The 23,267-nt window shown below is 67.4% G+C and carries 21 protein-coding genes and 1 tRNA gene; 5 read left to right on the plus strand and 17 right to left on the minus strand.

Going from position 1 to position 23,267, the window contains the following annotated elements:
• Window positions 1-43: 43 nt before the first annotated feature.
• Window positions 44-1,369 (minus strand): DUF5690 family protein, encoded by a 1,326-nt coding sequence (locus ACT53N_RS10395; protein WP_476063814.1) that lies wholly within the window; start codon window positions 1,367-1,369, stop codon window positions 44-46.
• A 68-nt stretch (window positions 1,370-1,437) separates the two neighbouring features.
• The gene (locus ACT53N_RS10400) at window positions 1,438-2,157 is read right to left on the minus strand and encodes a UTRA domain-containing protein (protein ID WP_476063815.1); all 720 of its coding nucleotides are present in this window, start codon (window positions 2,155-2,157) and stop codon (window positions 1,438-1,440) included.
• A 232-nt stretch (window positions 2,158-2,389) separates the two neighbouring features.
• On the opposite strand from ACT53N_RS10400, the gene ACT53N_RS10405 reads away from it, so the two are divergent.
• Window positions 2,390-2,965, plus strand: a complete 576-nt coding sequence (locus ACT53N_RS10405) for an HD domain-containing protein (RefSeq protein WP_476063816.1) — start codon at window positions 2,390-2,392, stop codon at window positions 2,963-2,965.
• Here ACT53N_RS10405 and phnX read toward each other — a convergent pair.
• From phnX to ACT53N_RS10445, 8 genes are all read right to left on the minus strand, one after another.
• Entirely contained in the window at window positions 2,962-3,774 is an 813-nt protein-coding gene (gene phnX / locus ACT53N_RS10410) for a phosphonoacetaldehyde hydrolase (RefSeq protein ID WP_476063817.1), read from the minus strand. The two genes, ACT53N_RS10405 and phnX, sit on opposite strands and share 4 nt — an antisense overlap.
• A complete protein-coding gene (locus ACT53N_RS10415; RefSeq protein ID WP_476063818.1) occupies window positions 3,771-4,904 on the minus strand; it encodes a TIGR03364 family FAD-dependent oxidoreductase in 1,134 nt (377 codons plus the stop codon). The genes phnX and ACT53N_RS10415 overlap by 4 nt, the downstream gene beginning before the upstream one ends.
• The gene (locus tag ACT53N_RS10420; RefSeq protein ID WP_476063819.1) at window positions 4,901-5,869 is read right to left on the minus strand and encodes an aspartyl/asparaginyl beta-hydroxylase domain-containing protein; all 969 of its coding nucleotides are present in this window, start codon (window positions 5,867-5,869) and stop codon (window positions 4,901-4,903) included. Before ACT53N_RS10420 ends, ACT53N_RS10415 begins: the two co-directional genes overlap by 4 nt.
• A gap of 3 nt (window positions 5,870-5,872) precedes the next feature.
• Window positions 5,873-7,789, minus strand: coding sequence for a tetratricopeptide repeat-containing sulfotransferase family protein (locus ACT53N_RS10425; RefSeq protein WP_476063820.1), 1,917 nt, complete (start codon window positions 7,787-7,789; stop codon window positions 5,873-5,875).
• Entirely contained in the window at window positions 7,786-8,415 is a 630-nt protein-coding gene (locus tag ACT53N_RS10430) for an aspartyl/asparaginyl beta-hydroxylase domain-containing protein (RefSeq protein WP_476063821.1), read from the minus strand. Before ACT53N_RS10430 ends, ACT53N_RS10425 begins: the two co-directional genes overlap by 4 nt.
• Window positions 8,412-9,050 carry a sulfotransferase family 2 domain-containing protein gene (locus ACT53N_RS10435; RefSeq protein ID WP_476063822.1) on the minus strand — a complete coding sequence of 213 codons (639 nt, stop codon included), beginning with the start codon at window positions 9,048-9,050 and terminating at the stop codon, window positions 8,412-8,414. Before ACT53N_RS10435 ends, ACT53N_RS10430 begins: the two co-directional genes overlap by 4 nt.
• A gap of 59 nt (window positions 9,051-9,109) precedes the next feature.
• The gene (locus ACT53N_RS10440; RefSeq protein WP_476063823.1) at window positions 9,110-11,911 is read right to left on the minus strand and encodes a TonB-dependent receptor; all 2,802 of its coding nucleotides are present in this window, start codon (window positions 11,909-11,911) and stop codon (window positions 9,110-9,112) included.
• 615 nt (window positions 11,912-12,526) lie between these two features.
• Window positions 12,527-12,603, minus strand: a tRNA-Arg gene (locus tag ACT53N_RS10445).
• Between the two features lie 253 nt (window positions 12,604-12,856).
• Here ACT53N_RS10445 and ggt point away from each other — a divergent pair.
• Complete coding sequence (gene ggt / locus ACT53N_RS10450) at window positions 12,857-14,596, plus strand: gamma-glutamyltransferase (RefSeq protein ID WP_476063824.1); 1,740 nt, start codon at window positions 12,857-12,859, stop codon at window positions 14,594-14,596.
• Between the two features lie 7 nt (window positions 14,597-14,603).
• Here ggt and ACT53N_RS10455 read toward each other — a convergent pair whose 3' ends face one another.
• The 6 genes from ACT53N_RS10455 to ACT53N_RS10480 form a co-directional block, all read right to left on the minus strand.
• A complete protein-coding gene (locus tag ACT53N_RS10455; RefSeq protein ID WP_476063825.1) occupies window positions 14,604-14,834 on the minus strand; it encodes a hypothetical protein in 231 nt (76 codons plus the stop codon).
• Window positions 14,835-14,958: 124 nt separating this feature from the next.
• Window positions 14,959-16,452 carry a sensor histidine kinase gene (locus ACT53N_RS10460; RefSeq protein WP_476063826.1) on the minus strand — a complete coding sequence of 498 codons (1,494 nt, stop codon included), beginning with the start codon at window positions 16,450-16,452 and terminating at the stop codon, window positions 14,959-14,961.
• 9 nt (window positions 16,453-16,461) lie between these two features.
• On the minus strand, window positions 16,462-17,199 hold the full coding sequence (locus ACT53N_RS10465; protein ID WP_476063827.1) for a TVP38/TMEM64 family protein: 738 nt from the start codon (window positions 17,197-17,199) through the stop codon (window positions 16,462-16,464).
• Window positions 17,196-18,254 (minus strand): quinone-dependent dihydroorotate dehydrogenase, encoded by a 1,059-nt coding sequence (locus tag ACT53N_RS10470; RefSeq protein ID WP_476063828.1) that lies wholly within the window; start codon window positions 18,252-18,254, stop codon window positions 17,196-17,198. The genes ACT53N_RS10465 and ACT53N_RS10470 overlap by 4 nt, the downstream gene beginning before the upstream one ends.
• Window positions 18,251-18,595, minus strand: coding sequence for a DUF952 domain-containing protein (locus ACT53N_RS10475; RefSeq protein ID WP_476063829.1), 345 nt, complete (start codon window positions 18,593-18,595; stop codon window positions 18,251-18,253). Before ACT53N_RS10475 ends, ACT53N_RS10470 begins: the two co-directional genes overlap by 4 nt.
• On the minus strand, window positions 18,592-19,104 hold the full coding sequence (locus ACT53N_RS10480) for a SixA phosphatase family protein (RefSeq protein WP_476063830.1): 513 nt from the start codon (window positions 19,102-19,104) through the stop codon (window positions 18,592-18,594). The genes ACT53N_RS10475 and ACT53N_RS10480 overlap by 4 nt, the downstream gene beginning before the upstream one ends.
• Window positions 19,105-19,182: 78 nt before the next feature.
• On the opposite strand from ACT53N_RS10480, the gene metX reads away from it, so the two are divergent.
• Genes metX through ACT53N_RS10495 form a run of 3 tightly spaced genes read left to right on the plus strand, consistent with a single transcriptional unit; the run spans window position 19,183 to window position 21,772 of the window.
• A complete protein-coding gene (gene metX, locus ACT53N_RS10485; RefSeq protein ID WP_476063831.1) occupies window positions 19,183-20,331 on the plus strand; it encodes a homoserine O-acetyltransferase MetX in 1,149 nt (382 codons plus the stop codon).
• The gene (gene metW / locus ACT53N_RS10490) at window positions 20,328-20,996 is read left to right on the plus strand and encodes a methionine biosynthesis protein MetW (RefSeq protein ID WP_476063832.1); all 669 of its coding nucleotides are present in this window, start codon (window positions 20,328-20,330) and stop codon (window positions 20,994-20,996) included. Before metX ends, metW begins: the two co-directional genes overlap by 4 nt.
• Window positions 20,993-21,772: an endonuclease/exonuclease/phosphatase family protein gene (locus ACT53N_RS10495; protein WP_476063833.1), complete on the plus strand. Its 780-nt coding sequence runs from the start codon at window positions 20,993-20,995 to the stop codon at window positions 21,770-21,772. Before metW ends, ACT53N_RS10495 begins: the two co-directional genes overlap by 4 nt.
• On the opposite strand, the gene ACT53N_RS10500 is transcribed toward ACT53N_RS10495, so the two are convergent.
• Window positions 21,729-23,246 carry a phospholipase D-like domain-containing protein gene (locus tag ACT53N_RS10500; protein WP_476063834.1) on the minus strand — a complete coding sequence of 506 codons (1,518 nt, stop codon included), beginning with the start codon at window positions 23,244-23,246 and terminating at the stop codon, window positions 21,729-21,731. The genes ACT53N_RS10495 and ACT53N_RS10500 overlap by 44 nt on opposite strands.
• Window positions 23,247-23,267 lie beyond the last annotated feature (21 nt).

Here is a 23,267-nt window from a genome sequence, read left to right on the forward strand (position 1 = left end):
CCGCCCGGCCGTTTTTGCAGCCTGAAAACCCAACCGGCCGAGCTCAGCGTGACAACACGCTCCGCCGGGGCCGGCCCCTCGCGCGCTCGTCCGACATCGGCTGGCGGCGGCGCAGGAAATAGAGCCCCGCCAGGATCGTACACACCGCGCCCACCAGGCTCGTGGCGTAGAGGCTGGCGACGAAGAAGTTCAGCCAGTCCAGGGCGACCATGGCCAGGTTGCGCCAGATCAGCAGGGCGACGCTGCCCAGATAACCGGAGGCGTCCGCCACATAGATCAGAAAGCCCGCCGTGCCGACTTGACCGCTATAGGCGACCATGCGGTCGAACAGCATGGCGTTGAACGGCGTATAGGCCATGTAGAGACCCGCGCCCGTCAGGATCATCCAGGCCAGCGGCGAAAGCATGTTCGCCTGGAAGGCCAGGGTCGACAGGCCCAGCACGACGAAGCCCGCCAGGATGACGCCATGCATCACCAGGAGGGCGCGAAGATTGTCGCGCACCAGCATGACTGCCCCTAGGACGCCCAGCGCGATCACCGCCACAGGCAGTTCGCTGGCGGTGAAGACGTCCGAGGCCTGGCCAAAGCCCAGGGCCGCCCAGATCTCGGCGGCGAAGTTGTCGCGGAAGTCCCGAAGCGCCGTCAGCAGGATGTAGGACAGCACCAGCAGGGCGATCCCGGGAGCGTAGGTGGCCAGGAACGCACGACGCTGGGCGCGATTCATGGGCTGGCGGCGCACGCGGGCGGCTTCGTCCTCGGCGCTGGGCGGCGGCAGCTGGGTCAGCGCCCAGACCGAGATGGCCAGCAGCGGCATGAAGACCGCGCCGGTGGCGGCGGGCATCCAGAACGCCGAGACGTCCAGGTCGCTCACAAGCCACTTGCCGACCGACTTCACCACGCCGGACGACAGGATGAAGCTGGCGCACAGGATCGCGCCCAGCACCTCGGACGTCCGCCGCCCCTCCATGTAGCCGAACACCAGGCCCCAGATCATGCCCAGCGGCAGTCCGTTCAGGAACAGGGCCAGGACGTTCCAAGGCGCGGGAACCACCGCGAAGGCCAATAGCGCGATCCATGATGCGCCGATCAACGCCAGAATAGCCGCGCCACGACGCGTGGGCGCGATCTCCGAGATGACCTTGACGCCGATGAACTTGGACAGCGCGTAGCCGATCACCTGGGCCAGGACGAGCGCGATCTTGTAGTCGATCGCAAAGCTCCAACCCTCGACCACGCCGAAGGTGGCCGCCGCGAACGGCTTACGAAAGGCGTACATCGAGAAATAGGCGCAGAACCCCGCCAGGCCCGCGAACAGGGCGAAAGCCAGCGGATGGGCGTGTTCGAGCCAGCGCCGAGGACCAGATGTCATGGGAACGCCCCTTGTGGAGCGTTCTGGTCTATACCACGTACATGTCGGCCCGATGACGCGCCAAGGCGCTAGCGAACGCGTGTGTCCACGCTCACCGTCAGGGCGTCATGACGCCAGTATTCCTGATCATACTCCACGACGTTGCCCTGAGCGTCGTAGCAGGTGCGAACCAGGCTCAGGCCCGGCAGACCCGATTTCACACGCAGGGCCTCGGCCTCCCCGCGTGTCAGGGCGCAAGGGCGCATATCGACCTTGTTGCGCGCGACGCCCACGCCATAGACCGCCTTCAGCACGCTGGTAAGCGAGCCGTTCAGGTCGTGCTCGATCAGGCCCGGCGCGCGGGCCGCATCGACGATGATGCTCTCGATCAGCACCGCCCGCCCGTCGATCGAGCGACGCCGGTGAATCCAGTACATCGGCGCCCCGACCGGGCGCGAGAAGATCTGGGACAGCACGCCATCGCAGGCGATCTCGACCTTGCTGAGCGTTTCGGTCTCGGGCCGCCGTCCCTGCGCCTCGACATAAGACATGAACCCCTCCCAGCGGGTCGGGTCATAGACGACGGGCGGCGGCGACACGTACCAGCCGCTGCGATCCTTGCGGTAGATGATCCCTTCAGCCTCAAGCTGGAACAGGGCCTCGCGCACGGTGCCCCGGGCGACGCCGCCGCCGATCTGCAGCTGGCGTTCAGAGGGCAGGCGCTCGCCCGGCTTGAACGCTCCAGCCGTGATGCGCGCGGCGATATCGTCGCGCACGCCGATATACTGGAGACTGTCGGGCTGTTGCATCAAACGACCTGGTCGGCGGTCGAATCCCGCCAAGTACAAGGATGTGAGGGGGGCGCCCCCGGGTCAAGGAACCCTATGGGTCATCGACGGGCGCTCAATGCGGTGTCACGAAAGATTCGTCATCCAGGCGCCCGATCTGGTCTATACCAAAATTGTTTGCTGAGGCGAACCATGCTAGCGGAGCGACGCTTTGGACGCTTACGTTTGGCGGCCCTGGTTTGACGGATATCGCATGACCTCCAGCGCTTCGGCCGACGCTTTCCTGACTGAGATCACCGAGCTGTTCGCCCGTCTGGGCGGCCTGCACTACGGCGAAGACATCACCCAGATGGATCACGCCCTGCAGACGGCGCTGCACGCCAAGCTGGACAATGCTTCGCCCGCCCTGGTCGCCGCCGCCCTGCTGCATGACATCGGCCACCTGATGCAGAAGATCGGCGAGGACGCCGCCGACCGGGGCATCGACACCCGGCACGAGCAGATCGGAGCCGGCTATCTGGCCCGCGCCTTTGGTCCTGATGTGACCGAGCCGATCCGCCTGCACGTGGCGGCCAAGCGCTATCGCGTCGCCGTGGACCCCGCCTACGCCAGCCGCCTCAGCGACGCCTCCCAACAGAGCCTGGCCCTGCAGGGCGGCCCGATGCGGCCCGACGAGATCAAGGTCTTCCTGGCCGATCCGTACGCGGTGGCGGCGCAAAGGCTTCGTGGCTACGACGAGGCCGGCAAGGATCTCGATGCGGAGGTCGCGAGTTTCGAGAGCTACCGCGACCTGATGCGCGGGCTGATCGACGAGGACGGCAAGCTCTAGGCTGGCCGCTCGCCCCGCGCGATCCGCGCTTCGATCTCGGCCAGCGCCGGGCCCAGCTCGGCGATCGTCTCGACCACGTAGTGCGCGCCAGCGTCCCACAGGGCCTTGGCGGACGCCGCGACACGGGCCGCCCGGTCCTCGGCCGGCAGACTGTTCAGCGCTTCCAGGCTCAAGCCCACGCCGTTTCCGGACGCCGAGAGACCGATGGTCCAGGCGCCGGCTTCGAGACCTTCGCTGATCCCCACGACCGCATCGTCGACCTTGACGCACGCCCTGGCTGGCCACGCCCCCAGGTCCACAAGCGCCTTCCACATCATCAGCGGCGAGGGACGCCCCTCGCGCGTCTCGCCGGCGCAGACCACGACGTCCGGCGCATGGCCCTGGTCGGCCGCCAGCGGCAGGATGTCGGCCATCATCGGGCGCGTGTAGCCGGTCGTCGAACCGATCCGAACGCCGCGCGCGCGCAGATCGGCGACCAGAGTCGCCGCCCCCGGGATTAAGACGGCGCAGTCCCGCGCGGCCGCGCGCATCTTGGGTTCGACCGCGTCGTGCAGACGATCGACGTCGGCCTCGTCGCTGACTTCGCCGTGGCGCGCGCGCCAGGCCTCGGCCACGCGCGGCGCCGCCAGAAGAGCGCGGATGTGATCGCGCTTGGCGCGGCCCATGTCCAAGCGGGCCTCTGACTCGGTGATCTCGACGCCGGCCTCGGCGAACACCTCCAGCAAGGCCAGGACGGGCGCCCGGCAGCCGAAGTCCACCATCGTGCCGGCCCAGTCGAAGACGACGGCCTGGATCGGGCTTTGGGTCACGCGAAGGCTCCTTCGGGAAGGTCAAACAACTCGGCGACGACCGTCTCAGCCAGACCAAAGGCGGTCGAGGCGCCGGTCCCGCCAGTCACCACGACAAGCCGCACGTTCGGCATGGGCGTCTCGACCAGGCTGTGCCCGGCGGCTGAGGCGTAGGTCCCGGTCCAGCGTTCCAGCACCGCCGGCGGCGTCTGGCCGAACACCTGCGCGAACTCGTCCAGGATCAGGGCGTCGACATCCTCGCGGCCGAACGGATCGGGCGTTGGCGCATAGTGGTGGCTGTCGCCCACCACCAGCGAGCCGTCAGCGCTCTGGGCGACGATCAAATGGACGCCATGCTCCAGGTGCGCGGCCTGCTCGGCCTCGAGGCGCGCCCGCAGGGCCTTGGCTTCCGGCAGGTCGGCATAGCCGAGATAGCGAACGAGGCCGAGGTCGGACATGACCGGCGCGGGCAGCCGCCAACCCGGATCGGCCAGCCGCAGCATCTGCAGCTTGCAGCGCGTGACGCCCGCGCGGGCGAAGGCGTCGGGAAACAGGGTCACGAGGTCGTCACCCGGGCACACGACGATGGCCTCAGCCTGAATGGGCCCCGCAGAGGTCTCCAGTCGCCCGCTCTCGACGCCGCGCACAGCAACACCGCGCTGGAAGGTGACGCCGTGAGCCGCCTCAAGCCAGGCCGCCAGGCGTGGGATGGCGGTGCGTGACTCCACCCGCAGGTCGACACTACTGGTCAGACCGCCGAGCACCTTTCCCCGCCTTGGTAGTCGGTCTCCCAACGCCTCGGCGTCGCGCCAAGCGCACCCCTCGGCCATCTCGGTTTCCAGGAAGGCTTCGAGCACCGCCTTGGCCTCCGGGCGTCGCGCGATCATCGTCAGGCCGCGCTGAAGCACCTCGACGCCGGCCGCAGGGGCCACCTCGCGCCAGACGTCCGCCGAGCGCCGCGCATGGTTCCAGACCCCGCCCCGTTCCTGACCGGTGACCGTCACGAAGCCGAAGTTGCGCACCGATGCGCCGTTGGCCTGGGCGTCGCGATCCACAACGACGACTCGCTTGCCCAGCCGCGCGGCGGCCAGGGCGTGGGCCAGCCCCACAATACCCGCGCCGACGACGGCGACGTCGAAACCTTGCTTCAAGACAGACCTTCCCGTTGGCGCGCCGCGTCTTCGGCGACCAGATGCTGCAGCACGCGCTTCTCCAGCACCAGCATGGCGCCGACGCCATTGGTGCGCATGACCAGCCCCTCCGACAATGGCGACGCCGCGTCGCGTAGCGCCTTCGCGAGACGTTGAAACTCCGGGGCCGCCGCGCCGTCCACACCGTGGAAGGCGCACAGCTGTCGCCAATCGAGCGCAAAGCTTTCGAGAAGCTGGCTGAACCGCCCGATACGGGCGCGTCCCTCTGAAGCGTCGCCAGCGAAGATCAGCTCGCCGCGAAGATCATCCAGCAACCACTGGACCTCGGCCGCAGGCATGATGGGCGATCGCGGATTGACCTCGGTCAGCAGCGGATCGTCCGCGGTCGGATCCCAGCCGACCTTGCGCCATTGGCCGCGCGGCGGCGGCGCGGCTTGAACGAACCGCCAGAAGGCGGCCGTGCCCGTGGTGTCGGCGACCAGGTGGATGCGCTCGCCGCTGGCGTTGTTCTCAACATGGTGGCGGCGCCAGTTGTCAAAGACCCACGCCTCGCCGGCGCCCATGTGCACGGCCTCGCCGTCGCAGTGGAAGCGGACCTCCGGCCAGGTCAGGACCGGGATGTGCAGCCGCACGCGCGTGTGCCAGTGATAGTTGATGTCGGCGTGTTCCGGCACGCCCGCGCCCGCCGCCAGGCGCATCAGCCTTGATCGACTCCAGACGACCCCGAAGCCCGCCAGGACCTGCTTGAGATAGGGCATGGCCTCCAGCCACGGCGTCGGCGCCATGCGGCCGTGGACGGCGTCGGTTTCCGCGCCGTCGACGCTGATCAACCGGGCGGCGCTGTTGCCAGGCACCTGATCCGGATGCGGCACCCAGGCCTGCGGCGGCAGGGCGGCCACCTCGGCCTGCAGCCGCGCGACATCGAACAGCAGGGGCAGTTGGAAAAAGGGTCGTGAAAGCCGCATGGATCAACCCGCCTCCATCAGCGCATCACCCAGGGCCGCGCGCAGCGGAGCAAGCCAGGGTTCATACCGCTTCCATTGCGTCAGCCCTTCTCGTCCGATCGGCTGGCGCACCTGCTCGGAACTGGGCGTACGGATGCCGCGACGGGTCTGGTGGAAGCTCAGGCACGACGGCTCGAACACCAGTCCGCCATGGGCGAGCATGCGGCCCGTCGCAGCTTCCAGGTCCTCGACCACGTCCTCGTACTGAACGCGAAGTACGCGGCCGGGCAGGACGGCGTCCCAGTGGCGCATGAGGTCGAGATAGATCCGGTAGTAGCCGGCGATGTCGTCCAGGCTGTAGGTGAACTCTTGGTTGGCTATCCCAAACAGCTGCTTGAAGTTGCTGAAACAGCAGGCCATCGGCTCGCGCCGTACATCGAGGATCGTCGCGTTGGGCAGGATCAGGTGGATCAGCCCGATGTGCCAGAAATTGTTGGGCATCTTGTCGATGAAGAACGGCCGCCCCAGCCGGCGATAGGCGCGCGTCTCGCCCAGGAACCGCTCGCCCAGCGCACGCGCCTGGTTGGCGGTCAGCCGCAGAAGCGTCGCCGGATCGATCGGCAGGCCGCAGTCGGGATCAAGGCCGCAGAGTTCGCCCGCATAGCGACCGATCTCGGTCAGCTCGTGCGTGCCTTCCACCTGGGAATGGGACGCCAGGATCTGCTCGATCAGCGTCGAACCTGAACGCGGCAGGCCCAGTACGAAGATCGGCGCCGGATCGGGGGCGCCCCAACCCGCACGAGCGGCGAAGACGTCGGCGGTCAGCGTCCGCTTCAGGCGGTCGGCGCAGCGTACGGCGATATCGTGGCGATAACGACAGGAACCGCGCCGCAGCGCGTTGCCGCGCGCGTAGAAGCCCCACGAGGCCGCGTACTGGCCCTGATCCTCCAGCGCTTTTCCCAGGGCGAAGCGCAGATAGACGCGATCCATGTCGTTGAGACCCGGCCGCGCCTCGGCGGCTTTCATCCGAGCCAAGTCTTCTTCCGCGAAGCGATGGGTCTTCAGATTGGCCAGGCTGAACCAGGCGACGCCGTGGTCGGGCCGGACGGACAGGGCGGCGCGATAGTCGGCGACGGCCTCGGCGCCGCATCCCATCGCCTTCAACGCGTTGGCCCGCCACAGACGCAGGTCAGCGATCTCGTCCGCCGACTCGCAAGGCCCCGCCAGCAGACGGGCGTAGAGGTCGATCACCGGCTCGAAATCACCCAGGCCCAGGCAGGCCGCGCCATAGAGTTTCAGATAGGCGCGGTCGTCAGGCGCGAGCGCCAGGAGCCGCTCGGCTTGCTGCCGCGCCGCCTGATGCTTCTGCCCTTGCAGCAGGGCCATGGCGTAGTCGAAGCGCGCCTCGACATAGTCCGGCGCCTGATCAACGATCGCCGCCAGAAGGGCTTCGGCCTGCGCCAGCGCGCCGCGCTCCAGGCGGATGCGCGCCAGCAAGCGCAAGGCTCCGACGGTCTCGCCGGCCGCGCGCAGATGATCCGTCAGCACCTCTTCCGCCGGTTCGAGGTCACCATCGGCGAGCAGGCTTTGGGCCACGACAATCGGCGGCGGAAGCTGCTGCAACGTGGCCAGACGCTGGGCCGCGATGCCGGCGTCTTCCAGATCGCCCCGCAGGCGGTGCAGTTGCTCCAGCATGTCCCAGCAGGCCGGCAGCGCCCGGTTCAGCGCGACCGCCTCGCGGAGAGCGGCGATGGCCGCCGCGCTATCACCCAGCGCGATCAGCGCGTGTCCCTGCTCCTGGTAGAGGCGACTGAAGCGCGGGTGCTGAGCCCGCAGGCGCTCCAGCATCGCCAGGGCCTCGGGGAACCGCCGCTGCTCGCGCAGCGCGCGGGCCTCGCGCAACAGCACCTCGCGCGCGTCCAGGTCCTGCGCTGCGATCACGACGCAGCGCTCGCGTTCAGCAACAGCGCCAGCCAATCCGGGTCCGGTTGGTCGGGGTCGTAGTATTCGAAGATCAGATGGATGCGGTCGGTCTCGCCGTCGTTGCGCACCCAGTGAGGTCCCAGATTGTCGACCTCGACCGCCTCGCCGACCGGAAAACGATGCTCGGCCCCGCCGAAGAACGACACCACGCCGAGATTGGTCGTCAGCGGCACGTGGATCTTGTGCGGCCATTTGGCGGCGGGATTGGCGTCGATGTGCGGATGGATCACCCCGCCCGCCGGCATCCTGGCCAGCATCACCCGGGGAAAGACGCCCCGCGCATAGCCGTAGTCGCGGACGGCTTGCGCCAGCACCGGCTCCAGCAGGCGCCGCCAAGGAGCCCAGGCCGGACGATCATGCGCGGCGCGCCAGTCGCGGGGGCTGTCGACGAAGCGAAAGACGATGTGCCGGGTCGTATCCAGCACCTCGAACTTGTTGGGCTTGGCGGCGTTCTCGGCGGCCCAGACCGCCTCGGGGATCGCCAGAACGGCGGCGCGCAGATCGGTGATGTCGATCACGCCCAGCCGGCGAACCGCCTGGGTCTTGCGGGGATTGGGCGTCAGCACGAACGGCGGCGAGTTCATCTCACGCCCTCGAAGTCGTAGCCGAACAGCGCCAGATCCTGGGCGTAGCGGGCGGCGACGCCGTCGATCAGCGTCTGATCATAATAGGCGCGATAGTCTTCGTGCCGGGTTCCGTTGACCCGGTCGAGCGGTCGCGAGGCGATGCCGATCCGCGCGCAGAGGGCGTCGTAGGAGCCCTGCATGTCCTCGACCCGCCCGACCTGATCGGCCAGCAAGGTCTCGCCGTCGTCATCGACCAGCAGGGCCGCCTGTGGCTGGAACAGGATATGGCCCTCGGGCGGGTCCACGAACAGGAAGTGGCGCATCGCCTCGAGGGGCTGACGCTGAAAAAGGTCGCCGCCGCGCAGCATGAAGGCGCAGTAGGAGACAAACCGATCAAAAGGATTACGGACGAAAGCGAACTTGAAATAGGCGGCGAACGCCTCGTCGCCGAGGTATGGCCGCACCTGGCGCAGCGACAGATGGCCGTGCTGGACCGCCGCCAGGTCAGCCCAGGGAAAGCGCTTGTTGACGAACAGGCCCACCTGCTCGAGGTCCTCGTCGCCCATCTGTTCACGTAAGGCCTGTCGCACCGCGTGGGTGCCGGTCTTGGGCACGGCGGCGAAGATGAAGCGGTGTCGGTGGGAAACAATCATGTGTTCCGCGCACGAAAAAGCGCCCCGCTCGAAGAGCGAGGCGCCGTCCGTGGTCCTGATTAGAACTTGTAGCTGAGACCCATCATGTAGGTCGAACCGCTCTGGGTCTGGTTATACAGGTAGCGGTTCTGACCCCAGAACTGGGTGTCCTTCTGGTTGGTCAGGTTGATCGCATCCAGCGAGACCTGGAGGCTGTCGGTGATGTTGTAGTAGGCCGCCGCATCCACATAGGTGGAGCCCTCGAACCCGCGCGTGCTGGCGCTCATCGGAGAGTCGCTGCGTCCAGTGTACCAGCGGTTCCGGTGGCTCAGCGAACCGCGAAGGCCCCAACGATCGGTCTCGTAATACAGCGTGGCGTTGTAGCTGGTGTTGGAGATGCCGGTCAGCGCCTCGTCGGCGTCGACATAGGTGTAGTTGGCGACCGCTCCCAGCTTGTCGAACGGCGCGGGCAGGAACGAGAACTCGGCCTGCGCGGCCAACTCGACACCGGTTAGCGTCTTCGTGCCGGGGATGTTCACCGGCATCGAGAACTCCTTGACGATCGTGCTGGCCGTCGCGCCCGGGATCGTGGTGAAGGGCACGCCGGTCTGGCTGAACGGCACGTTCTCGAGGGTTTGCGTGCCGATGAAGTTCTTGATGCTCTTGTGGAACACGCTGGCCGACAGCAGGCCGACCTTGCCGAAGTAGTACTCAACCGACACGTCCAGCGTATTGTCCTTGTACGGCTTCAGGTTCGGATTGCCGCGCGAAGCGGTGATGACACCCGAGTCCGAGTCCTTGAACGCCGAACCTTCGGCGGCCATCGACCCCATGCCCGGGCGGTTGAGGTTCTGGCTCGCCGAGAAGCGAACCTGAACCTCAGGCGTCAGCTCGAGCACGGTGTTGAGCGCGGGCAGGACGCCCGAATAGCTGCCTTCAACATCGGTCGTACCCAGATAGGCGTAGCTGTCGCCCTGGATCCAGCCGGTGCTGTGGGTGTCGGTCTGATAGCCGCGCAGGCCGACATTGCCGCGGAAGCGCTTGCCGAACAGCTCGTGATCCCAGTCCAGCTGAACGTACTCGGAGATGGTCTCTTCGGTGGTCGTGTAGACGTTCTCGATGTCCTGCAGCGCGCCGCCCGTGCCGTCGGTGTTCGGACCGAGGCGGTGATATTCCTTATACTTGGCGAAGGCCTTGCCGTAGTCGCCGATCAACCAAGACCCAAAGTCGTTGCTGTACACCGAGGTGACGTCCGCTACCGACGTGCCGCGCATCTTGCTGCGGGTGCCGTTGACGTTATCGTCGTAGAACAGGTCGCGGCCATCCTGCTGGAAGCGGTGATAGGCCACGCCCGCGCGCAGGGTCAGGGTTTCCGACAGTTCGTAGCGGGCGTTCAGCACGCCCTCGCGCAGTTCTGACTCGTTGTAGAAGCTGCGGTAGTAGAACGAGTCCATCGCATAGTTGGCGGCGTTGGTCGGATCCCAGTTCGGATACTGGAACGAAGCCGACCGGCCGTCCGCGCCGAAATTGGCGACCAGATTGCCCTTGGCGCGCATGTAGAGCTTGTCGTCGTAGGGCGTCCTGTAGGTCGACTTTTCGTAGCCGACATGGCCGTCGATCACGAGACGGTCCGAGGCGTCCCACTTGCCGGTCAGGGCCAACTGGTTGAAGCGGTTCTTGTTCAGCGAGCGGCGGTGCTCGCTGCCGAAGGTCGTGCCGGTGACGTCGAGCGCGGTGACATAGCCGCTGCTGTCATAGGTCAGGCTGTTGATCACCGACGACTTCTGGAACGCGCTCGGCCAGATGGTCGCCGCGGCGGTGTCGAACGCCACCGAGCCGGTGGAGGCCAGCGGACGCGTGGCCAGATGCAGCTCGTCGCGCTTTGTGGTGAAGCGGCCGTGCAGGGCGTCCACTGTCAGCAGGAGGTTGTCCGTGGGCTGCCACTGCAACGCCGCCGTGAGGCCCAGGCGCTCCATTTCGGCGTTCCAGGACGAGATGCGGTTGCCGTCCGCGAAGTAAAGGTCGCCGGACTTGAACTTGGCCTGCTGGGCGGCGCTGAGCTTGGAGATGTCCAGGCCCTTGGCGACCAGCGACGCCATGGTCGAGGCGCTGGGGCGGCTGTAGTTGTAGGTGTTGTGACCCTGCTCGGTCGTCTGCCGCTTGGCGTAGGCCACCGAGAACAGGGCGCCGAAACGGTTGTCCCAGTTGTGGCTGAATAGCGCCGCGACGCGCGGCTGGGTGTCCTTGGTGTACTCGTTGGTGCCCAGCTTCAGCGACAGCGCACCCTTGACGCCGGGCTTGTAGTCGAACGGCTTGCCGGTGAAGAGCCCGACCGTGCCGGCCATGCCGCCCTCGTTCTGCGCGGCCTGGAAGGTCTTCTCGACCTCGACCCGCGAGAACAGTTCCGAGGCGAAGATGTTGAAGTCGAAGGCCCGGTCGCGCGAGCGCTGGCCGCGGCTGTCCTGAGCCGAGTCGACATTGCCCAGCACTTCCATGCCATTCAGTTGAACGCGGGCGAAGTCCGGTCCCAGGCCCCGCAGCGAGATGCGCCGGCCCTCGCCGGCTTCACGATTGATCTGCACGCCCGGAAGGCGCTGCAGCGACTCGGCTAGGTTCAGCTCCGGGAACTTCGCCATGTCTTCGGCGACGATCGCGTCCTTCTGGATCACGGACTCGCGCTTGATCGCGCGGGCGTCGGCGAGCGACTTGCGATAGCCGGTCACGACAACCGCATCGACGGTCTCGCCGGCGGTCGAGTCGGTGGAGGTCTGGCGCGCGAAGGCGGCGGTGGCGCTGGCGTCGGCCACAAGGACGGCGACCGTGCACAGCAGAAAGCTCTTCAGGTTCGGACGCCAGGCCCGAACAGGATGTGACTTCGACATAAAATTCCCCTGCCCCAACTGGTATGGACCAGTGTCTTTAAGCAGGCGGTAGCGACACCCACGTGACAGTGCGCGGATCGCAGACAAAATTCCCTCGACCTGAGTCTGGAAAGCGATCCGGGGAGGACACCTGCGCAAAATGAACCTGAACGGACGTATCCGCCGGAAGGCCGATGCACCTGAATCTCGAACTTTTTTGGACTATACCAAAGCTCGATGGAGCGTCGCTGGCGAATGGCGCTCGAATCCCGCATCAGTCCATCGCGTCTTTGGCGCGGACCCCATACCGTCCGCTCTGCCGTGACGATCAACAAGCAGCCTGGGCAAACACCCGAACGACGGCCGTCGCTTGGAAGGGACTTCTTGAGCCGTATGTCGCCGACAACAACGGACCGCCCGTTCGCCGATAATAGCGGATGCTAGGGACTCGCCGGAAGAGACGCCCTTGAACCTTGTGCAGATCGGTTTCTTAGACCCTGCACGGATTTTCCTGAGCGGTCACAGATGGTGAGGTTCTGATACGCGGCCACCTCGCGTGGCGGGATTGCGTGACCATCGTCCGCACACGGCTACCGAAACGGCCACCGTAGTCGTCTCAACACTGCTTGGAGAAAATGGCGCGCCCGGAACGATTCGAACGTCCGACCCTCAGATTCGTAGTCTGATGCTCTATCCAGCTGAGCTACGGGCGCGCACTGCCTTGCGGCGAGGCGGGGGAGATAGCCCAGCCATTCCGGGGACGCAAGCCCGGTTTGCAGGATAATTTCGAAAAGTTTCGCGCACCAACGTTCAGCGAAAGGCTGCGCGTTGCGCAGCCGCGCCCCAGAGGCCGGTTTTGGGGGCGCCAGAGACCTATCGGGACGTGACAGCGGTTCAGGTTTGGTGTCCATGGAGCCATCCGAGGCGGCGGGCAGGCCGCCTCTAGAGTCCGTTGCGAGGATCCGTATGCGTCGTTTGGCTTCCCTGCTCGCCCTGTCCGCCGCGTTACAGCTTTCCCTGGCCCCGGTCGCGGCGCTCGCCGAGTCGATCCCGCTGGCGATGCCGACGCCGCGTCCAGCCGCCACCTCGACGCCCGCCAAGGGCATGGTCGCCGCCGCCAATCCGCTGGCGGTCGAAGCAGGTCTGCGGGTGCTGCGCGACGGCGGCTCAGCCGTCGACGCGGCGGTGGCCATCCAGGCGGTGCTGAGCCTGGTTGAGCCCCAGAGTTCGGGCCTGGGCGGCGGCGCTTTCCTGATGCTGTACGACGCCAAGAGCGGCAAGATCACCGCCTATGACGGCCGCGAGACCGCGCCGGGCGGGGCGACGCCAGACATGTTCATGGGACCGGACGGCAAGCCCCTACCCTTTGTGAAGGTGCTGCTGTCGGGCCGCTCGTCCGGCGTGCCGGGCGCGGTGGCCATGCTGGCCCAGGCGCAGAAGGAGCACGGCAAGGTCGCCTGGAGCACGCTGTTCAAGGACGCCGAGACCCTGGCCGCCGACGGCTTCGTGGTGAGCCCGCGCCTGGCCGGCATGATCGCCGGCCGCGCGCCGCAGGCCTCTCAGCCCGACGCGGTGAAGTATTTCACCAAGCCGGACGGAAGCCGCTACAAGGCCGGCGACGTGCTGAAGAACCCGGCCTACGCCGAGACGGTGCGCCGGATCGCTACCGAGGGTCCGTCGGCGATGTATGAGGGTCCGATCGCCCAGGCCATCGTTGACCGCCTGCGCGAAGGCGAGTTGCCCGGCAGCATGACGCTGGAGGATCTCAAGCGCTACAAGCCGCGCGCGGGCGCGCCGCTTTGCCGTCCTTGGAAGGTCTACACTGTCTGCGTGCCCAACCCGCAGTCCAGCGGCCTGGCGATCATCCAGGCGCTGCAGATGCTGGAGCACACCGACATCGGCAAGCGCGGCCCCACCGATCCGGTCGCCTGGACCCTGCTGGCCCAGGCCGAGCGGGTCATGTACGCCGACCGCGACCGCTATGTCGGCGACCCCGACTTCGTGACCGTGCCGGTCGAGGGCCTTCTGGACCCGAAGTATGTGGCTGAGCGCGCCAAGCTGATCACCGACAAAGCGGGCGCCGCACCGCCTTTCGGCAAGCCCAAGGGCGCGCCCAAGGTCGGCGTTGACGCCACCCAGGAGCCCGGCGGCACCACCCATTTCGTCGTGGCGGACACGGCGGGCAATGTCGTCTCGATGACCACGACGGTGGAGAGCATCTTCGGTAATGGCCGGATGGTGGGCGGCTTTTTCCTGAACAACCAGCTCACCGACTTCTCGTTCTCGCCGGTCGAGAAGGACGGCGCGCCGGCCGCCAACGCCATCGCCGCTGGCAAGCGGCCGCGCTCTTCGATGGCTCCGCTGATCGTGCTGGACAAGAAGGGCAAGTTCCTGGCCGCCGTCGGCTCGCCGGGCGGCAACGCCATCCTGTCCTATAATCTCAAGGCCATGGTCGGACTGTTCTACTGGAACCTGAACATGCAGCAGGCCGTCTCGCTGCCGAACCTGGTGGCGCGCGGCGAGAACTTCTCGGGCGACGCTGATCTGTTCGGACCGGAGATGCTGGCGGCGCTCAATGCGCGGGGCGTGGCGGTGAAGGTCGGCCAGCTGGAGACCTCGGGCCTGCAGGGTGTGATCGTGCGCCCGGGCAATGTGCTGGAAGGCGGCGCCGATCCGCGGCGCGAGGGCGTGGCCAAGGGGCTCTAAGGGCCTCTCAGGTCTGGGCTTGGTGTTCCTCCAGGCCCGCCTCGACCTCGGCCCGGGAGAACACCTCTTCCTGGCCGTCGACGAGCAGCTCCGCATCGGCGGCGTTCTGGACGGCGACCATCGCCGCCACCCGGCGCAGGGCCGAGGGCGCGTCGGGGGCCTCGACCGTGATCTCGTGGATCGGCGCGGCTTCCGGGGAGTCTCCCAACTTCACCGCGATGGTCCAGGTCGGGGCCATATCGACTTCCTCTAGAGCCTGTCCGCTTTAGATAGGATCAACTAAACCAGATAAACAGGCTATAATTCATAGACTTAGAGCGCGCTCGAGCGGCTTTGCCGCCTACACTTAAACCTAACGCGCTCTAGCGCGCCGAAGCGTCGGCGGCCTTGTCGTCAGGTTCAGGCAAGGGCTCAGGCGCCCCGGCCAATGTTAGATCGAACACCGAACCCCCGGGTCCGGTTTCCACCAGCGCCAGATCGCCGCCATGACCATGCGCCAGCTCGCGGGCGATGGCCAAGCCAAGACCCGTACCGCCGCGACGCACCGAGCCGACGAACGGCTGGAACAGATTGGCGCGGGCGCGCTCCGGCACACCGGGCCCGTCGTCGGACAGGCGCAGGACGCTCGCCCCCTCAGCCCGACGAAGCTCGACAAACACCTTGCCCTTACCGCCCCGATCCGGGGCGCCCTCGATAGCCTCGCGGGCGTTGCGCAGGAGGTTGGTCAGGATTCGGTGCAGCTGGTCCGGATCGGCCAGCACCTGCTCGCGCGGGCCGATCACGGTTTCGAGGCTGACGCCCTGGGGCGCAAGGCCCGCATCCTCCGCGGCCATGTCGAGCGCGGGCCTTAGCGGGATGATCCGGGTGACCGGCTCGGGCTCCTTGGACTTGCCATAGGCCATGACGTCGGAGGCCAGGTTGATCGCGCGATCAAGGGCCCGCTCCAGGCGCGGCAGGGCCTGGGCGACCTTGGGGTCCCCCAGCGCCGCCAGGCGGTCCGAGGCCATCTGGGCGCTGGTCAGCATGTTGCGCAGGTCGTGATTGATCTTGGCGACCGCCTCGCCCAGCGCAGCCAGGCGCGCCTTGGAGGAGAGCGCCGCCAACAGGTCGGCCTGCATGCGGTCGAGCTCAAGCTCGGCGCGGCCGATCTCATCGCGACGATTGGATAGCGCAATGCGCGCGGCCGGATCGTCGGGATCGCTGCGGAAGGCTTCCATGGCCAGGGTGATGCGCTGCATCGGCCGCACCAGGAAGATGTTCAGGAACGCATAGACCAGCACGCCGGCCAGGGTGGCCACGAAGATCGTCACACCCGCCAGCTGCCAGAAATAGGCGACGAGTCTCGCCTTCAGCGGCGCGTCGGGCAGCACTACCTCGATGAACTCAGCCTTGCGGAAGCGGGGCTCGGCCATCACGCGGACCATAGCGCCCTTGGGGCTGGTCAGGGTGTAGAATGGGGCGGCCAGCCACGAGCCCGGGTTCTGGCGGCGCAAATCCACGAGGTAAGGCGTCTCGAAAGGCTGCTTGGGCGGCAGGACGAGACGGCGTGCGCCGTCGACCTGTACAGCCACGGTGACCGCGCCGGCCTGGTCGAACATCTGGTTGGCGACCGCGTCGCTGACCCGCAGCTCCGGATCAGACTCGGCGATGGTCGAGGCCAGTTCACCGGCGCGGACGCGATCCAGAAGCCACTGCTCCTCATAAGCCGCCAAGGCCGGGGGCAGGATCAGCAGGCCGCCGAAGTTGACGACGACGGCGGTGAACAGCAGGAGGCGCGCCGACAGACCGCCCGGCCACGGAAAGCGCTTCCGAGGCTTCTGGGCTTTGTCTTCCGAAGGCGAGCCGGGTTCGACCATCCGGGGCGGTTACTTCTCGTCCAGCGACGCGATCGCGCGCCCATTGCGCCAATGGCGCCACAACGGCGGCAGAAACGCCAGCACGCCCATGCCGATGATCGGCAGATAGATCCGCGGCGACAAGAGACTTTCCACCGTTACGGGGCCGCCTTTGGCGAACACGTGTCCCAAACCCGCACCGATCCCCGCATAGACGAAGGAGCTCGGGATCATGCCCAGCACCGAGGCCAACAGGAAGGTGCGCCCTCGGACATTCATCACCCCGGCGGCGACATTGACCGCCAGCAGCGGAAAGGCCGGGATCAGTCGCAGGGTCAGCAGATAGTTGAAGGCGTCGCCCTTAAAGCCCTCGGCGATCCGGGAGACGAAAGCGCCCGACTTCAGGCGCAGGGCGTCCCCAAAAGCAGTGCGAAACACCAGGAAGGTGATCGTGGACCCGCCCGTGGCGCCGGTCACGGCGGCGAAACCCCCGCCGACCGGTCCGAAGAGGAATCCGCCCGACAATGAAAGGATTAGAGCGCCCGGCAGTGAAATCGCCACCGAGCCCATATAGATCGCCAGATAGATCGCAGCGCAGGTCAGCGGATGCTCGTGCGCGAAGGCTTGCAACTCGGTCCCGCGTCGGCGCAGCTCCTCCAGCGAGAGATGTTCGACAAGGCCACTGGCGAAGGCGGCGACGCACAGTATCGCGACCACCGCCAGGGGGCCGAAACGGCGCAGGCGCGTCAGGACCTGCGCACGGGTCATGCGGCGCCGATCGCGTCCTCGACGGCGGCGAAGCCGTCGGCGCGAAGACGGGCCGCGAGGTCGCGCTTAATCCGGGTGACCAGGCCTGGCCCGCCATACACGAGCGCCGAGTAAAGCTGCACAGCCCGTGCGCCAGCCCGGATCTTGGCGTAGGCGCCCGCGCCGTCGGCGATCCCGCCGGCGCCGATCAGCGCCACACGGCCGGCCGCCGCCGCATGGAAGCGCGCCAGCACGGCGGTGGACGCCTCCAGCAGCGGCGCGCCTGACAGGCCCCCGCCTTCGCCGGCGAAGCGCGACTTCAGCGTCTCGGGCCGAGCGATGGTGGTGTTGCTGACGATGATCGCATCCAGGCCCGCATCGACGACAGTCTCGACAATGGCCTCGACCTCGCCGTCCTCCAGGTCGGGGGCGACCTTCAGGAAGATCGGATAGTCCGCGCCGGACGCGACCTTCAGCGCCGCCCGGGCCTCCGCCAAACGTCCTAGTAGCTCTTCCAGCGCCGCCTTGGTCTGCAGCGCGCGCAGGCCCGGGGTGTTGGGCGAGGAGATGTTGGCGGTGAAATAGTCCGACAGGCCCCAGAGCCGCGTCAGGCCGGCCACATAGTCCTCGATGCGGTCGCTTGCGTCCTTGTTGGCCCCGATATTGGCGCCCACGACGCCGCCTCGCCCCTGACGCGCTGCCAAGCGCTGGGCGAACGGCTCAAGGCCGTCGTTGTTGAAGCCCATACGGTTGATCACCGCCTGGTCCTCGGTGAGCCGGAAAAGGCGGGGACGCGGATTGCCGGCCTGGGCCAGCGGCGTCACCGTGCCCGCCTCTACAAAGCCGAACCCGGCGGCCAGCATGGCGTCGGGAACCTCGGCGTTCTTGTCGAAACCTGCCGCCAGGCCCACGCAGTTGGCAAGCTCCAGACCCGCCAGCTTCACCGCCAGGATCGGGTCGTCGGGTTGAGCGTCACGCGGGCCAAGACCCCACTTCAGACCCCGGATGGCCCAGCCGTGGGCGTCCTCGGGGTCGAAGGCGTGCAGGGCGCGAGCGGCGATGTCGTGAAGGCTCATGCGAGATGGTCGCCCAGTTGCGGCACGCCGTCGGCGTCCAATTCAAGATCCGCCTCGCTCGTCACGTCCGACGCGAGCAGCGGGCGATAGAGGTGCGGGAACAGGGCGCCGCCGCGCGAGGCCTCCCACTTGAGGGCGTCGCCCAGCGGTTCGGCCTCGACCGCCAGCAGGACGAGGTTGGCCTGGTCCTTGAACCACTTGGCGGCGGTCTCTTGCGCCTGATCGCCGGCGGACAAGTGAATGAACCCGTCAGCCAGATCGACGGCCGAGCCTTCAAAGCGGCCAACGGCCTTCGCGGCGTCCCACTCGGCGCGGGACAGAATCTTGTAGATCAGGGTCATTCGCCGCCCATCCCGCCGTTCTCGTTGGCGTAAAGCAGATGCTCCAGGCGCGGGCTATCCGTCCCGTCCCACGCCAGGACGACGACCGTCGAGGTCGGAAAGCGGCCCCGCAGCTTGTTCGTCTGGATCGGCGAGGCCTCGCCCCCGAGGCAAAGCCGCAGGGCCAGCTCGTGCATGCCAGGGTTATGTCCGACCACCATCACCGTTCCGGCGGCGTCGACGGCGTCCTCCACGGCCTGGAGGATCTCCTCCGGATCGGCGTGATAGAGGTCACGAAGGTGCTCCATGCGCGCCTTCGGGAAGTGCGCCGCCAATTGCTCGGCCGTCTCGCGGGTGCGTCGCGCGGATGAGACCAGAAGAAGATCCGGTTCATAGGCAAGGCCCGCCAATGCCTTGCCCATCAACGAGGCGTCGGCTCGGCCGGTCTCGGCGAGGGCGCGCTCGAAGTCGCCGCCGCTCTGGGCGTGCCGCTCGGCCTTGCCGTGGCGCATGAGGATCAGTCGCTCCATGGCGCTCTCCATAGCCGTCCGCCGCCTTGTCAGGAAGCCGGCGGTTGACACCTTCTTCGCCAAGCGCTCCAAGGCGGCATGGCTGCGCTCGATCTGATCACGCCCGCCGGCGGGGGAACCTGGCGGTTTCCCGCCAACGAACCCCTGCGGCTGGATTCTGGCGGCGTCATCGAAGGCCTGGAGGTCGCCTACCAGACCTATGGCCAGCTGAATGCGGACAAGTCCAACGCGGTCCTGATCTGCCATGCGCTGACGATGGACCAGTATGTGGCCTCGCCGCACCCGGTGACGGGCAAGCCTGGCTGGTGGCCTCGCCTGGTCGGTCCCGGCAAACCCCTCGATCCCGCACGGCATTTCATCATCTGCTCGAACGTGATCGGCGGCTGCATGGGCTCGACGGGCCCGGCCTCGATCAATCCGGCCACGGGCAAGACCTATGGCCTGTCGTTCCCGGTGATCACCATCGCCGACATGGTGCGGGCCCAGGCCATGCTGGTCACCGCCCTGGGGGTCGAGACCCTGTTCGCCGTCGTCGGCGGCTCGATGGGCGGCATGCAGGTGCAGCAATGGGCGGTGGATTATCCCGAGCGGATGTTCAGCGCCGTGGTGCTGGCCTCGGCCTCGCGCCACTCGGCACAGAACATCGCGTTCCACGAGGTGGGTCGCCAGGCGATCATGGCGGATCCCGACTGGCGCGGCGGCGCCTATGCCGAATACGGCGTGCGTCCCGAGAAGGGGCTCGCCGTGGCGCGCATGGCCGCGCACATCACCTATCTGTCTGAACCCGCCCTGCAGCGGAAGTTCGGCCGCGAGCTGCAGCGCGACGGTCTCTCCTGGGGCTTCGACGCCGACTTCCAGGTCGAGAGCTACCTGCGCCACCAGGGGTCCAGCTTCGTCGACCGGTTCGACGCCAACAGCTACCTCTACATCACCCGGGCGATGGACTATTTCGACATCGCCGCCGGCCATGGCGGCGTGCTGGCCAAGGCGTTCACCCGGGCGCGGCACTTGCGCTTCTGCGTGCTCAGCTTCTCCAGCGACTGGCTCTATCCAACCGCTGAGAACCGTCACCTGGTCCGCGCCCTGACCGCCGCCGGGGCCCGCGCGGCCTTCGCCGAGATCGAAAGCGACAAGGGTCACGACGCCTTCCTGCTGGACGAACCGGTGATGGACGCGGCGCTGGAAGGCTTTCTGGCCTCAGCCGAACGTGATCGGGGGCTGATTTGAGCAACGCCGTCATCCGCGAGGACTTCCGCGAGATCCTCCGCCTGGTGCGGCCCGGCTCGCGCGTGCTGGACGTCGGTTGCGGCGAAGGCGCGCTGCTGGACCTGCTGGCGCACGAAAAGCAAGTCGACGCCCGGGGCCTGGAACTGAGCGCCTCGGGCGTGGCCGCCTGCATGGCGCGCGGCCTGTCTGTGGTTCAGGGCGACGCCGACCTGGACCTCGACCACTTCCCGGACCGCTCCTTCGACTATGCGGTGCTGTCCCAGACCCTGCAGGCGACACGCAATCCGCGTCACGTGCTGGACGAGCTGCTGCGCATCGCCGACCGCGCCATCGTCTCGTTCCCGAACTTCGGCCACTGGCGCGTGCGCTGGTCGCTGCTGAGCCGGGGGCGGATGCCCGAGACCAAGGCCCTGCCCCTCCCGTGGTGGTCGACCCCGAACATCCACCTGTGCACCCTGGCCGACTTCATGGCCCTGACCGAAGACCTCAACCTGCGGGTCGACGCCAGCGCGGCCTTCGCCGGCAAGGGCGCGGCGCGCCAGATGGACCCGACCAGCGCGCTGGAGAACTGGCGCAGCGAGACCTGCCTGTTCATGCTCAGCCGCAACAGCGCGCCGCCCATTCGGGAACTTCCGCCGAGCTCGGGCGATCTCTTCGACGGATGAAGACGTTTCGTCTGATGACCTACAACGTCCACCGCTGCGTGGGCACCGACCGCAAGCTCGACGTCGAGCGTGTGGCCGAGGTCATCGCGGCTGAACGCCCCGACGTTGTGGCTCTGCAAGAGCTGGACGTAGGCCGCGCCCGCACGCAGAGCGTCGACCAGGCCCACCGACTGGCCGAACTCCTGAAAATGAGCTTCCACTTCCACCCGGCCATGGCCGTCGAGGAAGAGCTCTATGGCGACGCGATCCTGACCGCCCTGCCCGAGCGTCGCATAAAGGCCCAGGGCCTGCCGCTGTATCGTCGGGTGCCGGGCCTGGAGCCGCGCGGCGCTCTGTGGATCGAGGTCGAGGTCGGCGGCGTCAAGGTGCAGATCATCAACACCCACCTCGGCCTCGTGCCGCAGGAGCAGAAGCGCCAGGCCGCTGCGCTGCTGGGTCCCGACTGGATGGGCGATGACGCCTGGGTGGCCCCTGGGGTCGTGCTGGGCGACTTCAACGCCACGCCCTATTCGACCACCTATCGCATGCTGCGGACAGCGCTGCGTGACGCTCAGGCGCCCAGCCCGGCCTGGCTTCGCCCGGCGACGGCCACCTTCCCGTCGAGCTTTCCGTTCATGCGGATCGACCACGTCTTCGTGACCAAGGGTCTGGAGACACGCGCGGTGAAGTCGCCCTACGACGCCCGCGCGCGCTTGGCTTCGGACCATCTGCCGTTGGTCGTTGACCTGGAGATCACGGACGCAGGTGCTCCGGCGGGAGCGGCGGCGGCGCGGTGAGGCGAGCGAGGTCACGGCGCAGTCGCTTGCGCCGCCCCCATGGCCGCCAGGCGTCGTCGGGCGCTATGGCGTCGCCCAGACTCCAGTCGGCGATGAACTGCTGAATCCCGGTCAGCTTGCGGATGGGCACGGGCTGAAGCCGTCGCGGCGGACCGCCATGGACGTCGAGCGCGTTAATCGCCGCCGCGAGCCCCCCTTCCCGCTCCATGGCCTCCAGGACGTCGAGCGCGCTGCGATCGATAAAGTGGCCGACCAGACGGCCCAGGAAACCTCTGATCGTCTCACGCTCACGATCGTCACGCGCCTCGAACGCCAGGTCGCACTCGCTGTCCAGACCAATCGAGCGGTTGTTGAGATTGGCCGACCCGATCCGCAGGACCTGATCGTCGATGATCGACACCTTGGAGTGGACGATGATCGGTCCGCCCTTAGGCGTATGGGCCGAAAACGCCGAGAAGCGGTGATGCCGGTCGACCTCGCGCAGGCGGTTGATCGCCGCCGTTCGCGCGCTGTCCATGGTCATCTGATCGAAATAGCTGGGGCTACGCGCGGGTCCGATGGTGACCACCTCGGGACCGTCGGGCTCAGCCAGACGCTCGGCCAGCGCTTCGACCAGCACCGGCGAGGTGACGTACTGGTTTTCCAGATAGATCAGCCGCTTGGCGCGCCGGATGGCCGACAGGTGCAGCAGCATGCATTCGGTGATCTCGGGCCGCCCCCGCCAGCCGGCCGAGGTGCGCGCGACCGCCACCGGCGTGCGGCGTAGATCGGGCAGGAGGCCTTCGGGCCACGGCGTTTCCTCGGGGCGCACCGGCCGCTCGATGGCGTCGCCGCCCGACGCCCGCCAGCGGTCAACGAACAGATCCGCCATCGCCTCTCCAGCACGACCGTCGACCAGCATCGAGACCTCGTGGCGAGGCGGATAGCGCCGGCCGGTGGGCAGGCGCCGCAAGGGGTTCTCGTCGAGGTGGCGGGTGTCGTCCCAGCGGTCGACGCCAATATCCCCGCCGCTGACAAGCGCGGTGACGCCATCGATGATCACAGCCTTCTGGTGGTGGCAGGCGCTGGCCGGCAGGGTGGCGTCCAGGCGGTATTTGACGCGTGATCCCGCAAAGAAGGCCGCGCCGCGGTGCGGGCCGAACAATTGCGAGGCGGCGATCGGAAACGGCATGTCCCAGGTGAGCACCCGCACGTCGAGGGCCGGGTTGAGGGCGGCCTGACGCCGCAGGATCAGACCGATCCGATCCGCCGAGGTCGGGTCGCGGCTCTTGCGCACGCGGTCCGGGTCGAGCCGTGTCAGGGGGTCGAACACCCAGGCCAGGATCCAGATCGACTTGCGCGCCGCCAGCAGCAGCGGTTTCAGCGCGTCGAAGGTTTCGTCGTTGTCAATGAACAGGGCGACGCGGTCGGCGGGCTCGACCCGCCAACAGTTGTAGCCCGGTTGAAAGACGGAAGCGCGCTCGTCCATGTCCACCCAAAAGCCGCGACTCGCTGA

It is taken from the genome of Caulobacter sp. DMC95 (assembly GCF_056313785.1).

Coding starts and splice junctions, on each gene's coding strand:
- ACT53N_RS10395 (WP_476063814.1), bottom strand. CDS start 1,369: ATGACATCTGGTCCTCGGCGCTGGCTCGAACACGCCCATCCGCTGGCT.
- ACT53N_RS10400 (WP_476063815.1), bottom strand. CDS start 2,157: ATGCAACAGCCCGACAGTCTCCAGTATATCGGCGTGCGCGACGATATC.
- ACT53N_RS10405 (WP_476063816.1), top strand. CDS start 2,390: ATGACCTCCAGCGCTTCGGCCGACGCTTTCCTGACTGAGATCACCGAG.
- ACT53N_RS10420 (WP_476063819.1), bottom strand. CDS start 5,869: ATGCGGCTTTCACGACCCTTTTTCCAACTGCCCCTGCTGTTCGATGTC.
- ACT53N_RS10430 (WP_476063821.1), bottom strand. CDS start 8,415: ATGAACTCGCCGCCGTTCGTGCTGACGCCCAATCCCCGCAAGACCCAG.
- ACT53N_RS10435 (WP_476063822.1), bottom strand. CDS start 9,050: ATGATTGTTTCCCACCGACACCGCTTCATCTTCGCCGCCGTGCCCAAG.
- ACT53N_RS10440 (WP_476063823.1), bottom strand. CDS start 11,911: ATGTCGAAGTCACATCCTGTTCGGGCCTGGCGTCCGAACCTGAAGAGC.
- ggt (WP_476063824.1), top strand. CDS start 12,857: ATGCGTCGTTTGGCTTCCCTGCTCGCCCTGTCCGCCGCGTTACAGCTT.
- ACT53N_RS10455 (WP_476063825.1), bottom strand. CDS start 14,834: ATGGCCCCGACCTGGACCATCGCGGTGAAGTTGGGAGACTCCCCGGAA.
- ACT53N_RS10460 (WP_476063826.1), bottom strand. CDS start 16,452: ATGGTCGAACCCGGCTCGCCTTCGGAAGACAAAGCCCAGAAGCCTCGG.
- ACT53N_RS10465 (WP_476063827.1), bottom strand. CDS start 17,199: ATGACCCGTGCGCAGGTCCTGACGCGCCTGCGCCGTTTCGGCCCCCTG.
- ACT53N_RS10470 (WP_476063828.1), bottom strand. CDS start 18,254: ATGAGCCTTCACGACATCGCCGCTCGCGCCCTGCACGCCTTCGACCCC.
- ACT53N_RS10475 (WP_476063829.1), bottom strand. CDS start 18,595: ATGACCCTGATCTACAAGATTCTGTCCCGCGCCGAGTGGGACGCCGCG.
- ACT53N_RS10480 (WP_476063830.1), bottom strand. CDS start 19,104: ATGGAGCGACTGATCCTCATGCGCCACGGCAAGGCCGAGCGGCACGCC.
- metX (WP_476063831.1), top strand. CDS start 19,183: ATGGCTGCGCTCGATCTGATCACGCCCGCCGGCGGGGGAACCTGGCGG.
- ACT53N_RS10495 (WP_476063833.1), top strand. CDS start 20,993: ATGAAGACGTTTCGTCTGATGACCTACAACGTCCACCGCTGCGTGGGC.